This window comes from Hylemonella gracilis str. Niagara R, assembly GCF_000600295.1.
GTDB lineage: Bacteria > Pseudomonadota > Gammaproteobacteria > Burkholderiales > Burkholderiaceae_C > Hylemonella > Hylemonella gracilis_A.
The window spans coordinates 1,141,634-1,160,473 of record NZ_JEMG01000001.1 but is presented as its reverse complement, the minus strand read 5'-3'; the positions used below and the strand labels follow the sequence as shown (position 1 = coordinate 1,160,473).

The following is an 18,840-nucleotide window of genomic DNA, read 5'->3' as shown; positions in this document are numbered from 1 at the left end:
TAAAACCAATTGGTTATAAAAATGCACATGGACGCCTTGAGTACGACCTTCGCCGCCCTGGCGGACCCGACGCGCCGCGCCATCCTCGCCCGTCTGGCCGCCGGGGAAGCCAACGTCACGGAACTGGCCGAGCCCTTTGCCATGAGCCAGCCCGCCATCTCCAAGCATCTGAAGGTGCTGGAGCGCGCCGGCCTCGTCACCCGCTCACGCGCCCGACAGTCACGGCCCTGCCGCCTGGAAGCGGTGCCGCTGAAGGCCGCAGCCGACTGGGTGGCCTACTACCGCCGCTACTGGGAACAAAGCTTCGACCAGCTCGCCGCCCACCTCGATGAACTTCAACAGCAGGAGCCATCCCATGAACGCAAGGACTGAGGCCCTCACCTCCGCCGACAGCGAACTCACCATCACGCGCATCTTCGAAGCCCCACGTGCCCTGGTGTTCCGCGCCTGGACCGACCCCGAACAGATGGCGCGCTGGGCCGCCCCGCGCGGCTTCAGCCGCGGCGCAGCCAGTTCCGATGTGCGGGTGGGTGGCAGCTACCGCGCTTGCATCCGCTCGCCCGAAGGACAAGACCACTGGGTGCATGGCGTGTACCGCGAGATCGTGGAACCCGAACGCTTGGTCATGACCCACGGCTGGCTCGACGAGCGGGGCCAGCCCGGCCACATGACGCTGATCACCGTGACCTTCGAGGCACTGGGGCCACGCAAGACGCGGATGCACTTCCTGCAGACCGGCTTCGATTCCGTGGCCTCGCGTGACGGCCACGACGGTGGCTGGACCAGCAGCTTCGAGCAATTGGTCGATCTGCTGGCCGCTGAGCAAGGCGCATGAAGCTCTTCTACGCCGAAACGCTGAACCCGCGCAAAGCCTGCGCGGCGGCCCGGTACATGAAGGCGCCGGTGGAATTCGTGCGCGTCGACCTCGCCCAGGGCGAGCACCTGCGGCCCGACTTCCTGGCGCTCAACCCGAATGGCAAGGTGCCGGTGCTGCAACACGCCAGCGGCACACTGTGGGAATCCAACGCCATCATGTGCCACCTGTCCGACCTGACCGGTGCCGACCTCTGGCCGCACGATGCGCGGCAGATCGAGGTGCTGCGTTGGCTCAGCTGGGACATGGCGCACTTCACGCGCCATGGCGGCACGCTGTACTTTGAGTATCTGATCAAGCCGGCGCTGGGCCTGGGCGCGCCAGATGCGGCGGCGGTGAAAAGCGCCACCACTTTCTTCGAGACCAGCGCCCAGGTGCTCGACGCGCATCTGCGCACGCACAGCTTCCTGGTCGGTGAAACCTTGAGCGTGGCCGACTTCGCTGTGGCCGTGACGTTGCCCTATGCCGAGCGCGCCCAGCTTCCGCTGCAGGAATTTCCCGCGATTCGCCGCTGGCACGAACGGATGAATGAACTCGCGGCGTGGCGCGAACCTTTTCCCGTGAGCGCACTGGCACCGGCCTGACCGCGCGGCGCGCACCGGTCTGTACCTTCAGACGTCCACACCGCGCGCACGCGTCCCCACCCGACGGATCGCGCCCGCGAAAGCCTGCACCAGCGGCGCAGGGCTTTCGGTGGCACGACGTGTGTACAAGCCCAGCGAGGGCAGTGGGATGGCGGGCGTGAGGGTCAGGCGGCGCACGCCGGCGCGCGACAGTTCGTCCTGCGCGTGCTCCAGGCGCACCGCGCCGAGCAGCGCCGCATCCATGCGCAGGAGGCTGCCCACGCTCACCGACGAAAGCACCTCGATGGCCGGTTCCGGCGGCTCCAGTCCCTCATTGAGGAAGGCGGTCATGAAGGCCTGGCGCACCAGGGTGTCCTTGGGTGGCGCCACCCAGGCCGTGGTGCGCAGGTCGGCCCAGCGCAGACGGCGGCGCCGCGCCAGGGGATGGTCGGCCCCGCACAGCACGCAGAGTTCGTCTTCGAGCAGCACTTCCGGGCGCAGTTGCGGCAGCAGATCGCTGGTCAGCAGCTCGGGCGTGATGGCGCCAAAAACGCAATCCAGTTCTCCGTCCAGCAGCCTCTGGATCAGTTCCCGGACGCGTCCCTCCAGGATCTGCACGCGCGCGGCGGGCAGGCCACGGCGCAAGTGCACGACCGCCTTGGGCACCGCGGAGGTCACCGACAAGGTCCCGACGCGCAACACGCCGGTCGCGCCCGTGCGCAAGGCGTCGACCTCGTCCTTGCCGCGCGACAGTTCGCCGAGCATCACCCGCGCCCGGTACACCACGGCATCCCCCAGGGCGTTGGCCCTCACGCCCTGCGGGCTGCGTTCGAACAGGCGAGCGCCAAACCCGGTCTCGATCTCGCCCAGCATCTTGCTCAGCGCGGGCTGGCTCAGATTCAGGCGGGTGGCCGCGGCACGCAGGGTGCCCGCGTCGGCCAGCGCCACCAGCAATTCGAGATGGCGCAGGCGCAGGCGGCGCACCAGGTAGTCGGCGTTGGGTGTCACGGCGGGTCCTTGGTCTTCAGTTCCGGGTGATCAGCTTTGGTGATCGTGTTATCAGCATTATTCAATTTCCAGGAATGCCACCCGCACCTATCGTCGTGCCCCATATGTCGCCTTCTCCTTCTTCCCTTGGCGCCCAGGCACCTGCCGCTCCCCTGGCCGGGGTGCGGGTGCTGGACTTCGGCCAGTACATCGCCGGCCCCGGTGCGACGATGGCGCTGGCCGAACTGGGCGCCACTGTCATCAAGGTTGAACCGCTCACCGGCGACCAGGCACGCCACATCGGTCGTTACGGCGAATCGATGATCCGGGCCTACAACCGGGGCAAGCGCTCGATCGCCCTGGACCTCAAGAACACCTCCGGCCGGGAAGTCGCGCTGCGTCTGATCGCGCGCAGCGACATCGTCATCCAGAACCTGCGCCCCGGCGTGATGGACAAGCTCGGTCTCGGCCCCGCCGAAGTCCGGACCTTGCATCCACGCCTCATCTACCTCTCCATCTCGGGCTTCGGCAGCAGCGGCCCCTCGCACGCGCGGCCGGGCTACGACATCGCGGCGCAAGCCGAAAGCGGCCTGATGTCGGTGACAGGCGAGCCCGACCGGCTGCCGCAAAAGGTGGGCGTGCCCATCGTGGATGCGGCGGCCGCGCAGCTGGGCGCGCAGGCCGTGCTGGCGGCGCTGTATGGACGCGAGCGCAGCGGCGTGGGCGAGACGCTGGAGGTGTCGCTGCTGGAAACGGCCTTGCACCTGCAGGCCGCGACCTGGTGCGAGTACCTGGGCGGCGCCCCCGAACCCACGCGCCTGGGTGATGGCCAGCCCCACAATGCTCCGGCGGCGGAAGTGGTCGCTACGCGCGATGGCCACATCGTGCTTTCCGCTTATGCGGAAGACCATTGGCGGCGCTTCTGCCGGGCCGTGGGCCGTGAAGAATTGGCGGACGACCCACGCTTTTGCAGCAACGAGCGCCGCGTCGCCCATCGTGCCGAATTGCGCGCGGTATTGAGCGATTGCCTGGCCGGCTACACCAGCGAGGAATGCGTCGCCCTGCTCAGCCGGCACCAGATCGTGGCCGGCGCGGTGCGCCGTTACAGCGAGGTGCTGGCGAGCCAGGATGTGGCCACCAGCGGCCTGCTCGTCGAGGCCGCATCCGCCGACGGCGAGCGCTACCGCGCCCTGGGCCTGCCCTACCGCTTGGGCGCCGCACCCCGGCCCGCCCCGCCAGCCGCGCCAGACTGTGGCGCCGATGGCGCCGCCGTGCTGGCCGAAGCCGGTTACTCCGAAGCAGACATCGCGACCTTGCGGCAAAACCGCGTGGTCGCCTGAACACCATGACTTCCTCCGTCCTTTCCATGCCCGTGACCGACGACACAGCCGCCCGCGCGGCAGTCATCCAGACCTTGCCGCTCTTCGAGATGATGCGCATGCGCGCAGCCACCACCGCGCGACGCCATCCCACCCTGGGTTTCGCCTCGGTCGATCGTGATTCCAGATTGCGCTGGGTCAACCAGTTCACCCACACCCACCGCCGTCTGGGCCCCGACGACAGCGAAGTGGTGAGCCCGAACAACGACACGGTGTTCAGCAACGCCTGGCTGGATTTGTCCCAAGGCCCGGTGCTGATCGACACCCCCGACATGGGCGATCGTTACTGGACGCTGGGCCTGCTCGACGCCTGGACCAACCCCTTCGCTTATGTCGGTCGTCGCACCACGGGCAACCGCCGCCAGCGCACGCTGGTGCATGGGCCGCAATGGCGCGGCGAGGTGCCGGCCGATGTGTCGAACGTGATCGCCGCGCCCGGCCTGGACATCTGGGTGATCGGCCGTGTCCTGGTGAACGACAGTGCCGCCGACCTGGAACAGGTGCGCGGCCTGCAGACGCAGATCACGGCCCGCCGCCTGGACGGCAGCGATGCGGCCCTGCGGGTGGACACGCGGCTGAACGGCCGATCCGGCGCCACGACTGCTCCTTCGGTCGCGCTCTACCGCGCCATCGTCGAGGAAGCCCTGGAACGCAACCCGGTTCCCGACGGAGAGCGCCTGCGCTGGACAGACAGCGATGCCGACCTGATGGCGGCACTGCCGAGGGTCTTCGAGGAACTGCGCGAGAAGGATCAGCCCCACGCCCTGGGCGGCGGCTGGGCCTTGCCCGTGGCGGTGCGCAGCCATTGGGGCGACGATGTGCTGACGCGCGCGCGCGTGGCGCGCAACTTCATCGGGGCGCTCGGCATGGAGGAGGCGATGTACCCCACGGCGGAGGTGGACGCCGAGGGCCAGGCCCTGCACGGATCGAACACCTACGAACTGCGGTTTGCCGCGGACGGCGGCCCGCGCGTGGATGCCTTCTGGTCCTTGACGGTGTACCGCCGCAGCGACTGCCTGCTCGTGGCCAACCCGATCCACCGTTACTCCATCGGGGACCGCACGCCCGGGTTGCAGCGGGAAGCGGACGGCAGCCTAGTGATCCGCCTGCAGGCGGACGATCCCGGCCCGGGCCGCAACTGGTTGCCCACGCCCCCCCGCGAGCGGTTTTACGTGGTGCTGAGGCTCTACCAGCCGCGAAGCGAACATCTGGATTACCGCTATGCCTATCCCGCCCTGCGCCGCACCTAGGGCCAGGGCACGACAACGAGGACAACAAGGAGACAACCATGACAGACAGAAACATCACCCGCCGCCATCTGCTGGGCGCCGCCGCCGCGGCCAGCCTCGCCCCCCTGGGTGCACCCGCCTGGGCCCAAGCCTGGCCCAGCCGACCGATCCGCCTGATTTCGCCCTACAACGCAGGCGGGCCCAGCGACATCCTGACCCGGGTGCTCGGTGACTTCATGGCCCCCCGGCTGGGACAGCCCGTCGTGGTGGAGAACAAGGCCGGCGCCGGAACGCGCATCGCCAACGAATACATCGCCAAGGCGGCGCCCGATGGCTACACCCTGCTGCACGCGGCGGCACCCATCGCCATCGGGGAAGCGCTGTATCCCAACCTGCCCTACGACCTGCGCAAGAGCTTCACGCCCATCGTCAGCACGGCCATCGCGCCGCTCTTCCTGGTGGTCAATGCCGAGGCACCCTACAAGACCGTGGCCGAGTTCCTGTCATGGGGCAAGGCCCAGGCCGGGGGCCTCAACTTCGGCTCGCCGGGGTCCGGTTCGGCACCGCATCTGACCGCCGAGCTGTTCATGCGCGCGGCCGGCGTCAAGGGCGTGGTGGCGCAGTTCAAGGGCGATGCACCCGCCTACACCGAGCTGCTGGCCGGCCGCATCGACGCCACCTTGACCGCCATCTCGACCGCCGTGCCGCACATCCAGGCCGGCAAGCTGCGTGTGCTGGCCGTGGCCAATGAAACGCGCTCGCCCTCGTATCCTGACACGCCGACGTTTGTGGAATCGGGCCTGCCCAGCGTCGTGGGCTACGGCTGGTACGGCCTGATGGCGCCCGCCGGCACGCCGGCCGCGATCGTCCAGCGGCTCAATGCCGAGACCAATGCGGCCATCGCCGATGCCGAAGTGCGCAGGAAGACCGAGGCCGCCGGCCTGCAACTGCGTGGCGGCACCGCAGCGGAGTTCCGGGCCTTCCTGGACCGGGAAGCCCGGAAATGGTCGCAGGTGATCAAGGCGGCCAACATTCAGCCGGAATGACACCGGCGCCCGAGCCAGGCAGGCTGCAGGCGCAGCCTGTGCCCAGTGACCGGAGGCCTCCTGTCCTGGCCTGGTTCAACCCAATCGCACCGCCAGCGCCATCACCAGCGGCACAGTCAGCAGCGCGGTGAGGGTGGAGGCGGTGATGCCGGCCGTCACCAGATCCTCGGCCACCTTGTAGCGCTGCGCGAACAAGAAGGCATTGGCACCGGCAGGCAAGGAGGCGGCCACCACCATCACCACCAGCGGCAGGCCCGAGACGCCGTAGAGCAGGCCGAAACCCGCCACCAGCGCGGGCAGCACGAGGTTTTTCACCATGGCCAAGGCCAGGGCGCCACGCAGGTGTTCACGCGCCTTGGCCCCGGCGAGCGTCACGCCCACCAGCAGCAGGGCTAGCGGGCCCATGGCGTTGCCCAGCCATAACAGGGGTTTGTCGATCATCTCGGGGATGCCCCAGCCGGTCTGGCCGTAGAGCAGGCCGGCGACGATGGGGATGGGCACGGGGTGCAGCAGGGAGTTCTTCGCCGCCAGCAGCACCGTGCGACCCAGCGAGCGCATGCCGAGCCGCCCTGCCTGCGCGGCACCCGATGGTTGAGGCGCCCGCAGCGCCTCGTGCGCCACAGCCAGTTCCAGCACCACCGCGCCCGTGGTCAGCAGCACCAGGGCATTGACGGACACGATGGACAGCAGCACCACCAGCCCCGCTTCCCCGTAGACCAGGCTCATGAAGGCGATGCCGATCATCACCAGGTTGCTGAAGGTCGCGGCCACACCCAGCACGGCCCCCCTGACGAGCGAGAGTCGGCGCAGGCCGTGGTAGCCCAGCATCAACGCGAACAGCAGCAAGGCGGCGCTGAAGTAGCCCAGCAGCGGCAACGGGTCCAGGTGCGCGATGTCCACCTTACCCATGGTGCGAAACATGAGCGCGGGCATCAGCAGGAAGAAGACCAGGTTGGACAGGTCCTTCGCGGCCTCGGCCCGCAGCACGCGCAAGCGCCCGGCCGCATAACCCAGGGCCACGAGCAGGACGACGGGGGCCAGCGCGGCGATGACGGGATGGTTCATGAGAAAAAACAAAAACGGGAATGGGCGCCGTCAGGCTGGAGGTGCCTGCCGCAGCTGTCGGCGCACATCGGCAATATGACCACGCAAGTCGTAGAACAGGTCACCGAAGGCCGAGGGCACGCGGGTGTTGAACACCGAGGCGTCGATGCGGTCCAGGCGCTGGAGCAGCTCCACGCGCCGCGCCGCGTCCGCTCCGGGCCATTCCTTCTCCAGCTTCTGCAACTCGCCGTAATAGCGGTAGATGCGCCGGGTCATGCTCCAGCGGTAGAGCGCGGGCAGCACGCGCATGCCCGGGATCAGCACGATGAGGATGGGCACCAGGATGGCCGCCACCCGCGCAATCAGGCTCGCCACCCAGAACGGGAAAGTGCGGTAGAGGAAATTGCGGCCCGAGCTGTAGTAGCGCTGCGCGTCCTCGCTGATGCGGAAGTCGCGCTCCAGCGGCGCGGGAAACTCGCCCGGCCGGGCATACAGGCCAGGTCGCGCATGCACCGCGCGCGCCGTCTCCAGCAAGAGGTCGGACAGGGCCGGGTGCAGCCCCTCGCGCGCCACCAGTTGCACGGTGGGGCCGACCAGCCGCACATCGGCGGCGGGGATGTCCTCGCCCAGGTTGATGGCGCCGCGCGGCAGGACCAGCTTGTTCAGGTAGGGCAGGCGCCGTGTGTAAGCCTCCGACTGCGCGACGTCGAACAGATGCACCTTGCCGCTGCGCAGCAGACTGCGGATCATGGCCGTGGGCGTGGATTCACTCATCGCGAAGACGGCATCCACCTGACCGCTGTCCAGCACCTTGGCGATGTCCGGGTCGGGGGTTTCGACCAGCACGGTATTGTCCCCTTCGCTGCCGGGCTTGATCCCGTTGGCCGCCAGCAGCGCCAGCGCCAAGGTGCGGGTGCCGCTGCCCTCCTCGCCGATGTCCAGCCGCAAGCCCTTGAATTCCGACAGCAGCTTCTTGGGCTGGCCCCGGTAGAACACCATCATGGGCTGGTAGGACACGCTGCCCAGCGACACCAGTTTTTCGACCTCGGCCTCACCAGCCTGGCCACCGAGCACAAAGGCCACGTCCACCTTCTGCGTGGCGTCCATCAGCAAGCGCAGGTTGTCGCGCGAGCCGCCCGTGGTCAGGATGTTGAGGGTGACGCCCTGCTGTTCCAGAATCTTCTGGTAACGCGCCGCGGTGCGGGCGAAGTTGCTGTCCTTCGGCCCGGCGGCGATGGTGAGCGTGTTGCTCGGCGCGGGACTGAAGCCGAAACCCAGCACGGCCACCACCAGCACCAACACGGCCAGCACCGTCATGCCGATCAAGGGGGCGCGGCCGCCCATCATCAGCAATCGCTTGAGGAAAGTCATAGGATCGAATCAGTATAAGGGGTGGCTGTGATGGCCAAAGGCTGAGAGCGGACCTTCAGCCTCGGTAGATGCCCGGCAGATCTCGACCCGTTGCGGTCGGTCACACGTCAAGAATCAAGATACTCAGTCCGAAAATTCGACCTCATACAATTTTCGTGCGGCAGTAACCCGGCGATTGCCCAAAACAGGCCTCACATTCTCGAGGTGCCAAGCAAAGAAACCTGGCTGCCAACCGCTTGAGCACGCTGCCTCAACCTCTGTGGGCAACCATGGCTCAACATGCGAAACATCCACAATGGCAACAGCCCTTCCGTTGGGATCGATATCACCTTCTGCATGTAAGTAGCGTTCATTCTCTACGATGAGGATGCTCTTGAGAGGAAGACTGGGAGGTTGCCATGATCTGACCTCTAGTGTCTTGATTCCACGCGCGATATTTTCACCGTGAGGGGCAACAATCGATAACGCCAAATGCTTTGCCATTGATTCCTACGTGATATTGAATAACCTACGGACGACTCATCCATGGCTTATAGGACGCTTCCGACCCGTTGCGGACGGTCAGGCTTTTAGAAAGCAGACGTTCAACGTCAAAGCTCAGCGGGGAGCCGATGGCGTCCGCTGCAGTGACGTGTTGTGCAGCAACTTGTCATAGAGAAGCCCACACCTTGTTTACCTCGATCAAACAACTACTCAGCTTGGCAGCGACGGATTTCGGAACAGAACGACCTTCTGTCTGCAAGAAGTCTTTAATGGCAAGGCCCGTTTCACCCAGAAGCTCAGCCGAGGTTGTGTATGCCGCAAACGCTCGTGCCTCTAACCTAGATGCAGCGTCACTTAAGCCTGCCGCCTTTGCTTCAGCGATCGCCGCATGGAGCATTGGCTGGAAATCCGCGACGTGGCTAATCATGGCTTGTTGATTCACAACGTCGAAGTTGTGCGGTTCATTCGAGAGAGACGAGTTGTTCGGGTCTTGGAATGGCACTGGGTGTTTCTGCTCCGTCAACAGACCACAAGTCCAAGCCTCCAAGAAGGCCATCTTGCTCGAATACAAACGCGCCGAACAGGTTACCTGCCTCATTCTTCCACTGGAAATCACCCAAGATGTGCATCCGAAAATCCGTCGGTGTCTTTCCGTCGATCGTGAGGTCAATGCTTGCGCATCCACACGGACAGCGCGCGTGCACACGTGCGCGTTCCAGTTGGCCTAGGAACTTGCGGCCGCCTTTGTTTCCGTTCTCAAGCATCCAGCGGATGAGGTCACGCTCTTCGCTAGTCAGGTCGCGGTCGTCGAGTATCGGTGTGTTTTGGTGCGTCATGATCTGAGGTGAATCGTCCTTGTCTGACTAGACACTTACGACCCATAGCAGCCGGTCGGAAAGTATGAAAGCGGACGTTCAACGTTTGAAGTAAGCCGACGCCGTAGGCGATCGGCGCTTGATAGTTAGGTTTTGAGTTTTGAACACTGACCAGTAAACATTCCGCCGAAAGTTTCCAGAACCAAGGTGTTGCTCAGTGATGAGTAGTAGCCCCACAAGCCTTTTAGTTCCTCGTCGGTGCGAGAAATCTGTAGTTGATCGCCAACGGTAGTGAGACTCGAGTAGTAGTCAAAACCTCGGCCAGGAATTTCCACCCATAACGCTCCATCCGAAGGAGACCACAGCTTCACCCACCATCGATAACGATTGATTTTGATGAAAATCACGTCCTTCGACGTGGCCTCTTTCTTTGAAAACGTGCCGGAGCACTCATACCTTGATTCAACACTTGAGAAGAATATGGCAACCGCGAATAGCACCGTGGCGATCAAACCAAGCGCACCGAGAGTAGTCAAAACCTTCACGCGAGTCATACGGATCTAACGCCCAGGTTAACCGGCGCCGGAAGCCGAAGGCTGGAGGGTACCAACATTGGCCATAAAAATGGCGAAGCCATGGCCAGTGTTGGCGTCCGCGTTGAACCGACAGTTAGGCTGGGGCGCGGAGGCAGGGTGCAAGAGTGAGCACCGAACGTTATTCATAGAATTTTCCCGCGTGCAATAGCTGCGCCATGCGCTGCCATGGGTTGTCCGGCTTCTTGTAATGGGCTAATCCGTTGATGGATGCACTTCCCCAACGGTAAGTGGCATCTAGGAACGCCCCAATGGTTCCGTTCTCCCACCCAAGCGCGCCGGAACTATGGGGCGAGGATGGCTTCATGCTTTCAATGTCGCGCTCCTCTTGCCAGTCATCCGCCAGCAGAGCTACGAACTCCAGAAAGCCATGTTCATCTGTGATCCTCTCGATCACGGCATATAAATCCTCGGCCATGAATCCTTACCCTGGTTGCATCGTGTGTTTGAAGAGGCCTAACTTGATATAGACGTCAAACCTGTCTGTATAACAAAGCCGTAGCTCATCAAGTTTCCTCCTGTGATTTGTTCTAAGTAACTGATTTATATCAGGCATTTTTGGCTTCATCGCCTGGCCCAGGCTATGAACAAAGTCCACAAACCCAGCAAACCTGTCTTACTAATATGTTCGACTGACGAATAGCAAAGTCGGCGGACCAAACGAAATCCCTTTTGGAGTCAATGGGTTGTTTGGTTTTGACGGAAATTCAGTAGTGTTAACAAACAGGCCAAACCCGTCAATCCAGCGTCTGCTTTGCGCCTCCAGGGCCAACTTCCGCTTCTGGCCGTGAGCCGTCCCCCGGCAGCGTTGTCTGACAGAAAGCCACCGCTGCACTTCTGCCATCCCTCACTGCACAGCCGGCCTGCGACTGGCTGCTGGCACCGAATCGTCCTCTGCAAGCGCCTGATAGACCTCGAACCAGGCCAACCAGGCACGCCATGCCGCGTCTCGCTCGGGCCGTTGGGCGAGCACGCGGCGCGCCTGTTCCAGCCGGGTCGGCAGGTCGAACGGCAGGCGGGCCTTTGCAGTTCCCGGCCCCGCCGCCTGCACCCCCACCTGCCATTGCGCGGCGAACCAGAGCGTGTTCAATTGCCCGGCGTCGACCGGGGCACCGGTGCGTTTGGCCAGTGTGTCGGCATGGCGCATGGCCCGGCCCAGCCAGCGTGCCGTCTGCGTCGCATCGCCACGGTCCACGGCGTTCTCGGCCAGCTGCAGTTCGACCAGGGTGAGCTCGCTCAGGTCCTGGTCGCGGTCCGTTTCGCTGAACTGCGCGGAGAATAAATCGCGCCGCTGCTCCAGCGCGAGCGCGGCCTCGTCCAGCTGGCTCAGCCGCGTGTGGGCCTGGGCCCGCAGGCCTGCGGCGACGATGCGTTGCGCGCGCAGCGCCTGTGCGGGCGTGGCGCGGGAGCCGGGCATTTGCAGAGCGGCCTGCGCTGCGGGCTGGGCCAGTTCACGCTCCAGCTGCGTCAGATCCGCCAGCGCGCGCTTGGGCTGATTCGCGCCCAGCGCGGCGGCGCTGCGGGCCAGGCGCTGCACCAGCGCATTGCGGGGGGATGACGACGGCGCCGCCGCAGGCTCGCGCGCGGTGTCGCGCAGGGGCTCAAGCGGTGATGAGGCCGCCGCCTCGTCCCCTGCCCCTGCGGCCGGCGCGGGCAACAGACGGTCGTAGAGGGCCAGCGCACGGTCAAAGTGCCCCGCCGACAGGTTGTAGAGGGCGGCGCGGTCCAGCACCAGAGGGCTGTAACGAGCCGCCAGCCGTGAGCCGGGATTCTGGGACGCGGCATCCACCATCTCCAGGGCGTCGTCGGCCGCCCGCGCCGCCTCGGCATCGCGGCCTGTGTGCAGCAGCGCGCGGGCGCGCGCCAGCGAGACCGCCAAGCCCGCAGCGTCGTCGGTGTAGGGCAGTTTGTCGCGCTCGTCCAGGTAGCCCAAGGCGATGGCAAAGTTGCCGGCCTCGGTATGCAGCAGCCCCAGGGCGCCCAGCAGCATGGCCCGGTAACGCAGGTTGTTGCGCACCAGGTCCAGCGCCACCCGGTAATGCCGGTTGGCCCGCTCGGCCGAGGCGGCATCACGGTTGCGCAGAAAGTCCTCGTGCCAGATGGCGCCTTGCAGCGCCTGCGCCTCGCGCCGGTTCTTCAGCACCGGCCAGGCGGCACGCAGTTCGGCCAGCGCCGACGCGGTGGCTTGCTGGTGCACCAGCGCGTACTCGATCCGGCCGAGCTGGCGCGTGATGACATAGGCCTTGACGAAGCGCTGCAAGGGCTCGGCCATGCCCGGCACGGTGGTTGTCACCTCCTGCTCGATTACCGCCGGGGCCACCCCGGCGCGCAAGCGCAGGTTGACGGATTCGACGGCAGCCTCCAGCGCGCCGGTGCGTTGCGTCACCAGGTCGAAGTCGGCGCGGGCCTCGTCATGGCGCTGGTTGGCGAGACGCCGATAGGCGCGGCCCAAGAGCGCGCGGCTGTAGAGCCGCTCGGCGCGGCGGCGTTCCTGGGTGCCAACGCGGGTGTCGTCCACATAGGCCGAAGCCAGCAACTCGATCACCGTGTCCGCCCCCAGTTCCGAGGCGCGGGCCACGGCGTCCTGCACCAGGGCGCGCTGGCGCAAAACCGCCACGGCAGCGTCAGGGTGCTCGCCCTGCTGGCGGTAGAAGGCCAGCAAGCGCTCGCGCTGGACGCGGGGCACGCGCTCCTCGCGCAGCGCGATGAGGTGACGCCCCAGTTCCAGGGCGAAAACCCAGGCTGAATCCGAGCCCTGACCGGCCCCCGCCGGGCCGGATGGAGCCTGCGCCTTCGACTGCGCCAACGCCTCGACCAGCGCCGCATCGGCCTCGCTGTAGGGGCGGCCCCGGTACAGGGCGCGGACGGCGGCGCGCGCATGGTCCAACTGGTCATCGGCGTTAAGAACCGGGTGTTGCGACAACCACCGGCTGGCCGCCACCAGCGCCGCGCGCTCGCCGAGCAGGCGGTAGAGCGCGTCGGCCCGTTCGTGCCAGGCTTCCAGCACGGCACGCGGGGTTCTGTCGACCGAGGCGTTCATCAAGATCTTGGTGGCCGCTTCCAACTCCCGGCGTGCCCGGCCGAAATCGCCCGCAGCTTGCGCCAATTCGCTGCGCACGACGTGCCGCAGGGCGGCGGCGGATGGGCTGGGCGCGGCGGCCGTGTCGAGCGCGGCCCCTTGCTCGGCCTGCGTCATGCGCCCCGCTGCGGCCAGCGTGCGCCCCTGCTCGGCCAGCTTGAGCCCGTGCCGGTGTTCGATCAAGACCCGCAGCGGCGCTTCCAGCCCAGCGGTGGCGGGGTCTTCCACGGCGCCCATGCGGCGGGCATAGAAGGCGGCGGCATCAAAGTCCTCCAGCCCCAAGTGCAATCGGGCCATGCGCATCAGCAGCAAGCGGCGCGGCCTGGGGCGGGTTTCCAGTTGCGTGCGATGGCGGTACAGCAGGATTTCGTCGGCCTTGCGGCCCGCCATGCCCAGTTCGGTGCGCAGGCGCGGGATGTCCCACTCGGCGGGGACCTGCCCGTCCAGCGGCAATTGGTAGACATCCAGCGAGCCACCACGCTCGCAGGTCGCCACCAGGGTTTCGGCCGCCGGGGCGGGGTACTGGCAATTCCATGCCTGGCTGGTGAGTTGGTCCGGGCTGGCCGCTGCGGCTTGTACGGCCGCATCGTCGCGGCGGGTGTCAAAAGGCAGACGGAACAGCACGCCGCGGTCGTCGGCGTCGATCACGCCGTCGGCGTTGGAATCGGTGAAGAACTGCGTCACATAGAGCCAGCGCCCGTCGGGCGAGAACACGGGCTGGCCGCTTTGCCCCGGCAAGTCCAGGGCCAAGGGCATGGGCGCGGCGCCGGGCAGGTCCAGGCGCAAGGCCTCCAGCTGGGCGCTGGCGCGCGAAGCGAAACCCGGCCCCACCGGCTTGGCCGACCGCTGAACCGGCACATAGACCAGCCAGCGCCCGTCGGGCGAGACGGCGGGGCTGCTCAGGTTGCGGCTGGGCATCGGGCTGGCCTTCAGTTTGCCAACGGGCTGGCCGTCTCCTTCCCCGTCCACCTCGCCGTCTTTGTCACCGTCATTCGCGCGGACGACCTCGACGAGCGACAACTGCAGGTCGTCCTGGATGGTCGTGCGGTGCAGCAGCACGATCTGCGCGCTGTCCTTCCATTCGGCCTGCAAGGCCAGCACTTCCGCGCCCAGGCAGCGGCGGTTGCCAACCGCGTCGTCCTGGCTGCCCTCTTTGGGCAGCTCACGCACGCACAACTGCCCGCCCGCCTCACGGCGAAACGAGATGTAGAGCAGGCGCCGGCCGTCCGGGCTGATGCGCGGCCAGGTCACGTCAGCGCCTTCGTCGAACAGGCGGCGCTCACGCCCCTGTTCCAGGTCCTGCACGTAAATCTCGGTGACGATGCTGCGGTTGGAGACGAAGAGCAGCATGTTGCTCAATGGAGAGTTGGGGGGCGCGAGCTGGCCCAGGAACTGGTCCCCCACGCCCACGGTCAGCCGCGCCGGGACGCGCAGGCCTCCATCATCGGCATCCTGGGCATGGGCGATGCCGATGCAAGCGGCCCACGCCGTGCAGATGACGGCGATGGTGGCGCACAGCAACCGCGGCAAGCGGCGCGCCCACGGCATCAGCATGTCTTCTCGCCCCAGCTGCCGTCCACCGCCTGCACCCGCGCGCCGCAGACCAGGCCCTCGGCATGCACGCGCTGCCAGCGTCCGCGCAGGTCGTCCTCGCTCACCCCCGGCGTGGTGCGTGATTTTTGCGCGCGCATCCACGCCCACAGCTGCTGGCGCGCGCGGTTCACGCGTTGCACCAGCGCGGTGTCCTCCGCCGTCATGCGCCCGGCCTTGCAATGCCGGCGCGTGTCGACCAGCAGGCCCTCGTTGCCTTCGCCGATGCAGTGGCGCAGCAGCAGTTCATCGACCCGTTCGGCGGGAGTCTTGTTCAGCGGGTCCACCAGCGGCGACGGCTGCATGCCCAGATCTTCCAATTGGTTGGGCGTGAAAGGGATGGGCGTGGGGTTCATGCCCGCGCGCGCCAGGCGCTGCTCCAGATCGTCGAACGAACCCGCGGCCTGTTCTTCGAGCGCCGTGGCCCGGTCCACCAGCACCACCTCTGGCGCGCTGATGCAGCCCGTGAGCGTCCAGGCCACGGCGCAGACCATCAGTGTCACGGTGGGAATTTTCATGGCATGCATCATGGCTCAGTCCGTCGAAAGTTGTACCGTGTGGAGGGCCCGGTCCACGATGGGGCCCATCGGAATGCCGCGAATCTCGTCGATGCGGACCAGCCCCGCCCCGCCGCCCAGCTTGACCAGCAGGCGGCCGAAGCCCTGGTCAAACCGCAGCCGCACATGCTCGGGGTAACCCAGCCCCAGCGCGAAGCGCACCCGGTTGATGCTGGGGTCGGCGGCTTGCGGGTCCACCAGGTCGAGCAAGTCCAGCAGGTGACGGCTGCCGATGCGCAGGATTTCCGCGCGCCCGTTCACGCTGCGGTCGCGGGCGGCGATCACCACCGCCGCGTGGCCATCAAAAGGTTCGCCATGCGAGGACCGCACGCCGGTGGCGCGCAGGCGCAGCTCCAGCACCGAGTCGCGCCCGCGCCAATCCAGGCGACTCTGGCCGGTGACGCGGCCTTCGCGCACACCCATTTCGAACTGGTTCAGGGCCAACACGTTCTGCCGCACCGACAGATTGCCCGCGAGCGGCGCAATGCGGACCCAGGGCGTGTTGATGCTGCGCGCTGACACATAACCGCCGCGCGACAGCAGCGGGGACTGGTCGGTGTGGCGCAGCATGGCATAGGGGTTGAGCGCGAGATTGCCCAGCAGTTCCAGGCGGCCGCCGGTCCATCGGACGTCCTCGTCCACGGGGATGTCGCCGTCCAGCCCCTCGACCACGACGCCCAGCCCAGGCAGGCTGAGGTTCACGTCGTCCAGCCGCAAACTGGCCTGCGTGCGAAAGGTGGTGAGGTCGGGTGAGGCCAGATCGAAATCGACGCTGGCATGCCCACGGCCTTCCACCACACCGGGCTGGCTCAGGCCCGCCAGGTCCTGCGACAGAACGCCCTGCAGCGCGAACCGCCGCCGCTCGGGCGCGAGGTCGAGCCGCCCTTGCGCGGTGAGGCGGCTGCGGGTGGCCGCATGCGTCAGCGCGAATTCGGGCAGATGGAAGGTGCCCTCTGCATCGCGGCGGGCGCGCACCCGCCATTCCAGCTGTCGCACCGGATACGGCAGCGCGGGTTGCTGCTCCAGCGAGTCGACCTTGAGGTGCAGCGCGAGCTCGGGTTCGTCCTCGGGATTCGCGCCGAAGCTTGTTTCCGTGGTGGCGGTCACGCGGGTGAGTGTCAGCCCGCGCTCGGCCAGGGTGACGCTCACGCGCTCGGCGCTCAGTTCGGTGCTGAGTTGGCGGCGCACCTTGGCGCTTGCACCCGGATGCGACACGAGCTGCCAGCGCACGGAAGGCAGTTGCAACTCCAAGCCGTCCTGCTGCCAATGCAAGCCCCCGGCCTCGATCAGCGCGCGCCCCTCGAACCCGGCGCTGGCCATCGGATCGGGGGCAAGCTGGGGCAAGCCGTCGTCGCCAATGCGGGTGAAAACGCCGGTGAGCGCGCCCTGCGCATCCAGCTCCAGCGCCAGCCCTTCGGCATCGAGCGCAGCAGGCAGGTAGGCCCGCAAGGGCGCCAGCAGCGGCTGGGCGGGCCACCGCGCCTTCAGACGGCCGCGCAAGGCGTGGGCCTGCGGGTCGAAGGCCAGCGCGGCGTCGAACATGAGCTGCACCCCGGCCTGGTTGGACAACCGGGCGCGCGCCTCGAATTTCGCGGCGCTGGGTGCGCCTGGGGCCGCCGGCCGGCGGTCGACCTCGAAGGCCAGCGTGTGCCGCTGCGCGCCCGCGTCCTGCTCATGCACGCGCAAGCCCTCGGCACGTAGGTGCAATTCGCCCCGGTGCTGCCAGGCATCCCCTTGCGAGTCCAGCACGGCAACCAGCTCCCGGGCCGACACGGTGCCATCCCAGGCCGGGCGCAGCAATTGCAGCTCGGTGCGGTGCGCGATGCGCGGCGCGGATGACCACAGCGCCTCGACCCGACCTTGGGACTGCAGGTTCACACCGAGGCGCCGCCAGGGCAGACGGGCCAGGAGGGCATCGGACAGGAAGGGCCGGGCCAATGTCAGATCGGGCGCCTGGGCGGTGGCCGTCCAGCGCAGTGCGTCCCCCGTCTGTTCCACCGCCAACTCGGCATGGGCGGCATCGGCTTGCAGGGTCACACGCCCGCGTGCAGGGCCCGTCGCAGGGCCGCTCCCAGCCCCCTTCGCCAAGCCGCCTTGCAGGTCCCCCAGCGCCAGCGCCAAGCCGGTGACTTCCAGATGCAGTTGGCCGCGTTCCAGCGTGAGAGGACGCAAGTCGGCGGGGAACAGCCGCAGCACCCGCGCCAGATCGGCATCGACCCGGGCCTGTGACACGACGATGGGTGCCTTGGGGTCGTCGGGCAGGAACAGGCTGGCCTGCGCGTCGGCGCTGTCGGCCAGGCGCGTGGGGTGCAGCGCGATGGCCAGCCCTTGCCGTGCGGCATCCACGTTCGCCGTCACGGCACCGCGCAACAGCGTGCCCGCCGGAATGCGCGCGTCGAAGTTGTGCCGCCTCAGGTCCAGGCTGATCTGGGCCTGCGCTCCCGCTGCACTGGCTTGCAGGCCGAGCGACAGTGCCAATTGGGCCCAGGCCGGGGGCTTGCCCGCCCCCTCGCCCTGCGCCAGGACGCGCTGCAGCGCCAAGACCAAGGGCGCGTCGGGCCGACCCAGCTCCGCCTGCAGCTTCCAGCCCCGGTCTTCTTGGGGCTGCACCTGCACAGCCAGGCCCAGCCCGCGCAAGGACCAGCGCTCAACCACAGCCCCGCCGCGCACCCGCACGACATCGAGCGCAAGGCCGGACAGCTCGACCTGGCCGACCGGCGCAACCGCAGAGAACAGATCGGCGAATTGCCGCGACGCGCCTGGCGACGCGTCTTGGTCTTGGTCGATCGCTTGCTGCGAGGGCGGGTCCGGCGCCAGCACGGACAACGAGTTCGCGCCCGCCTCATCGGCCACCCAGACCACGGCCACGTCGTGCACGGCCACGCGCGCCACCCGCACCGGGCCCCACAACAGCGCGCCCAGGGACCAATCCGCCTCCAGCCGGCCCACGCGCAGCAATTCGGGCGCGGCACCGTCCAAAGGCGCGGGGGTCAACACGACCAGTTGCTCCAGCCGCAGGCCGGAAGTCAGGGACAGGCTGGCATGCTGGTAATCCATGCGCAGGCCCGTGGCCGCTTCCACTGCAGCGAGGACGCGGGGCTTGAGCCAGGGGTGGTCAAGCTGCTGCAAGAGCAGCGCCGCCACGGCCAGCACGGTTGCAGCCAGCAGCCCGAGCGCCAGCAGCGCACCCGCCACGATCTTGGTCCACCGCGGCATGGAAACTCAACCCT

General features: G+C 67.1%; 17 protein-coding genes. 6 read left to right on the top strand and 11 right to left on the bottom strand.

Going from position 1 to position 18,840, the window contains the following annotated elements:
- Nucleotides 1-27: 27 nt before the first annotated feature.
- Genes AZ34_RS05295 through AZ34_RS05285 form a run of 3 tightly spaced genes read left to right on the top strand, consistent with a single transcriptional unit; the run spans nucleotide 28 to nucleotide 1,458 of the window.
- A complete protein-coding gene (locus tag AZ34_RS05295) occupies nucleotides 28-372 on the top strand; it encodes an ArsR/SmtB family transcription factor (RefSeq protein WP_419670197.1) in 345 nt (114 codons plus the stop codon).
- Nucleotides 356-835 carry an SRPBCC family protein gene (locus tag AZ34_RS05290; protein ID WP_051509551.1) on the top strand — a complete coding sequence of 160 codons (480 nt, stop codon included), beginning with the start codon at nucleotides 356-358 and terminating at the stop codon, nucleotides 833-835. The genes AZ34_RS05295 and AZ34_RS05290 overlap by 17 nt, the downstream gene beginning before the upstream one ends.
- Entirely contained in the window at nucleotides 832-1,458 is a 627-nt protein-coding gene (locus AZ34_RS05285; RefSeq protein WP_035605576.1) for a glutathione S-transferase family protein, read from the top strand. Before AZ34_RS05290 ends, AZ34_RS05285 begins: the two co-directional genes overlap by 4 nt.
- A 27-nt stretch (nucleotides 1,459-1,485) precedes the next feature.
- Here AZ34_RS05285 and AZ34_RS05280 read toward each other — a convergent pair whose 3' ends face one another.
- Entirely contained in the window at nucleotides 1,486-2,445 is a 960-nt protein-coding gene (locus AZ34_RS05280) for a LysR family transcriptional regulator (protein WP_035605574.1), read from the bottom strand.
- Nucleotides 2,446-2,519: 74 nt separating this feature from the next.
- Here AZ34_RS05280 and AZ34_RS05275 point away from each other — a divergent pair, with 74 nt between their 5' ends.
- From AZ34_RS05275 to AZ34_RS05265, 3 genes are read left to right on the top strand one after another with little or no spacing between them, the layout of a single operon-like run.
- The gene (locus AZ34_RS05275; RefSeq protein WP_331280897.1) at nucleotides 2,520-3,764 is read left to right on the top strand and encodes a CoA transferase; all 1,245 of its coding nucleotides are present in this window, start codon (nucleotides 2,520-2,522) and stop codon (nucleotides 3,762-3,764) included.
- A gap of 5 nt (nucleotides 3,765-3,769) precedes the next feature.
- On the top strand, nucleotides 3,770-5,053 hold the full coding sequence (locus tag AZ34_RS05270; RefSeq protein WP_051509549.1) for a DUF1254 domain-containing protein: 1,284 nt from the start codon (nucleotides 3,770-3,772) through the stop codon (nucleotides 5,051-5,053).
- A 38-nt stretch (nucleotides 5,054-5,091) separates the two neighbouring features.
- Entirely contained in the window at nucleotides 5,092-6,078 is a 987-nt protein-coding gene (locus AZ34_RS05265) for a Bug family tripartite tricarboxylate transporter substrate binding protein (RefSeq protein ID WP_035605569.1), read from the top strand.
- Between the two features lie 75 nt (nucleotides 6,079-6,153).
- Here the strand turns inward: AZ34_RS05265 and AZ34_RS05260 are convergent, their stop codons facing one another.
- From AZ34_RS05260 to AZ34_RS05230, 10 genes are all read right to left on the bottom strand, one after another.
- The gene (locus AZ34_RS05260; RefSeq protein ID WP_035610984.1) at nucleotides 6,154-7,143 is read right to left on the bottom strand and encodes an AEC family transporter; all 990 of its coding nucleotides are present in this window, start codon (nucleotides 7,141-7,143) and stop codon (nucleotides 6,154-6,156) included.
- Between the two features lie 30 nt (nucleotides 7,144-7,173).
- Entirely contained in the window at nucleotides 7,174-8,493 is a 1,320-nt protein-coding gene (locus tag AZ34_RS05255; protein ID WP_035605566.1) for a TAXI family TRAP transporter solute-binding subunit, read from the bottom strand.
- Nucleotides 8,494-8,616: 123 nt separating this feature from the next.
- Complete coding sequence (locus AZ34_RS19015) at nucleotides 8,617-8,976, bottom strand: ASCH domain-containing protein (protein WP_081767096.1); 360 nt, start codon at nucleotides 8,974-8,976, stop codon at nucleotides 8,617-8,619.
- 166 nt (nucleotides 8,977-9,142) lie between these two features.
- Entirely contained in the window at nucleotides 9,143-9,403 is a 261-nt protein-coding gene (locus AZ34_RS18220) for a hypothetical protein (RefSeq protein ID WP_155831727.1), read from the bottom strand.
- Nucleotides 9,404-9,437: 34 nt separating this feature from the next.
- The gene (locus AZ34_RS05250; protein ID WP_035605563.1) at nucleotides 9,438-9,812 is read right to left on the bottom strand and encodes a hypothetical protein; all 375 of its coding nucleotides are present in this window, start codon (nucleotides 9,810-9,812) and stop codon (nucleotides 9,438-9,440) included.
- A gap of 125 nt (nucleotides 9,813-9,937) precedes the next feature.
- Nucleotides 9,938-10,345, bottom strand: coding sequence for a hypothetical protein (locus AZ34_RS18215; protein WP_155831726.1), 408 nt, complete (start codon nucleotides 10,343-10,345; stop codon nucleotides 9,938-9,940).
- Between the two features lie 160 nt (nucleotides 10,346-10,505).
- Nucleotides 10,506-10,802, bottom strand: a complete 297-nt coding sequence (locus AZ34_RS05245) for a DUF7660 family protein (protein ID WP_035605560.1) — start codon at nucleotides 10,800-10,802, stop codon at nucleotides 10,506-10,508.
- A 429-nt stretch (nucleotides 10,803-11,231) separates the two neighbouring features.
- Complete coding sequence (locus AZ34_RS05240; RefSeq protein WP_035605557.1) at nucleotides 11,232-15,017, bottom strand: PD40 domain-containing protein; 3,786 nt, start codon at nucleotides 15,015-15,017, stop codon at nucleotides 11,232-11,234.
- Nucleotides 15,011-15,571, bottom strand: a complete 561-nt coding sequence (locus AZ34_RS05235; protein ID WP_035610982.1) for a DUF1318 domain-containing protein — start codon at nucleotides 15,569-15,571, stop codon at nucleotides 15,011-15,013. The genes AZ34_RS05240 and AZ34_RS05235 overlap by 7 nt, the downstream gene beginning before the upstream one ends.
- Before the next feature lie 15 nt (nucleotides 15,572-15,586).
- Entirely contained in the window at nucleotides 15,587-18,826 is a 3,240-nt protein-coding gene (locus tag AZ34_RS05230) for a hypothetical protein (protein ID WP_035605554.1), read from the bottom strand.
- Between the last annotated feature and the right edge of the window lie 14 nt (nucleotides 18,827-18,840).

Coding starts and splice junctions, on each gene's coding strand:
- AZ34_RS19015 (WP_081767096.1), bottom strand. CDS start 8,976: ATGGCAAAGCATTTGGCGTTATCGATTGTTGCCCCTCACGGTGAAAAT.
- AZ34_RS05285 (WP_035605576.1), top strand. CDS start 832: ATGAAGCTCTTCTACGCCGAAACGCTGAACCCGCGCAAAGCCTGCGCG.
- AZ34_RS05270 (WP_051509549.1), top strand. CDS start 3,770: ATGACTTCCTCCGTCCTTTCCATGCCCGTGACCGACGACACAGCCGCC.
- AZ34_RS05250 (WP_035605563.1), bottom strand. CDS start 9,812: ATGACGCACCAAAACACACCGATACTCGACGACCGCGACCTGACTAGC.
- AZ34_RS05235 (WP_035610982.1), bottom strand. CDS start 15,571: ATGAAAATTCCCACCGTGACACTGATGGTCTGCGCCGTGGCCTGGACG.
- AZ34_RS05290 (WP_051509551.1), top strand. CDS start 356: ATGAACGCAAGGACTGAGGCCCTCACCTCCGCCGACAGCGAACTCACC.
- AZ34_RS18215 (WP_155831726.1), bottom strand. CDS start 10,345: ATGACTCGCGTGAAGGTTTTGACTACTCTCGGTGCGCTTGGTTTGATC.
- AZ34_RS05245 (WP_035605560.1), bottom strand. CDS start 10,802: ATGGCCGAGGATTTATATGCCGTGATCGAGAGGATCACAGATGAACAT.
- AZ34_RS05265 (WP_035605569.1), top strand. CDS start 5,092: ATGACAGACAGAAACATCACCCGCCGCCATCTGCTGGGCGCCGCCGCC.
- AZ34_RS05275 (WP_331280897.1), top strand. CDS start 2,520: ATGCCACCCGCACCTATCGTCGTGCCCCATATGTCGCCTTCTCCTTCT.
- AZ34_RS05230 (WP_035605554.1), bottom strand. CDS start 18,826: ATGCCGCGGTGGACCAAGATCGTGGCGGGTGCGCTGCTGGCGCTCGGG.
- AZ34_RS18220 (WP_155831727.1), bottom strand. CDS start 9,403: ATGATTAGCCACGTCGCGGATTTCCAGCCAATGCTCCATGCGGCGATC.
- AZ34_RS05240 (WP_035605557.1), bottom strand. CDS start 15,017: ATGCTGATGCCGTGGGCGCGCCGCTTGCCGCGGTTGCTGTGCGCCACC.
- AZ34_RS05295 (WP_419670197.1), top strand. CDS start 28: ATGGACGCCTTGAGTACGACCTTCGCCGCCCTGGCGGACCCGACGCGC.
- AZ34_RS05260 (WP_035610984.1), bottom strand. CDS start 7,143: ATGAACCATCCCGTCATCGCCGCGCTGGCCCCCGTCGTCCTGCTCGTG.
- AZ34_RS05255 (WP_035605566.1), bottom strand. CDS start 8,493: ATGACTTTCCTCAAGCGATTGCTGATGATGGGCGGCCGCGCCCCCTTG.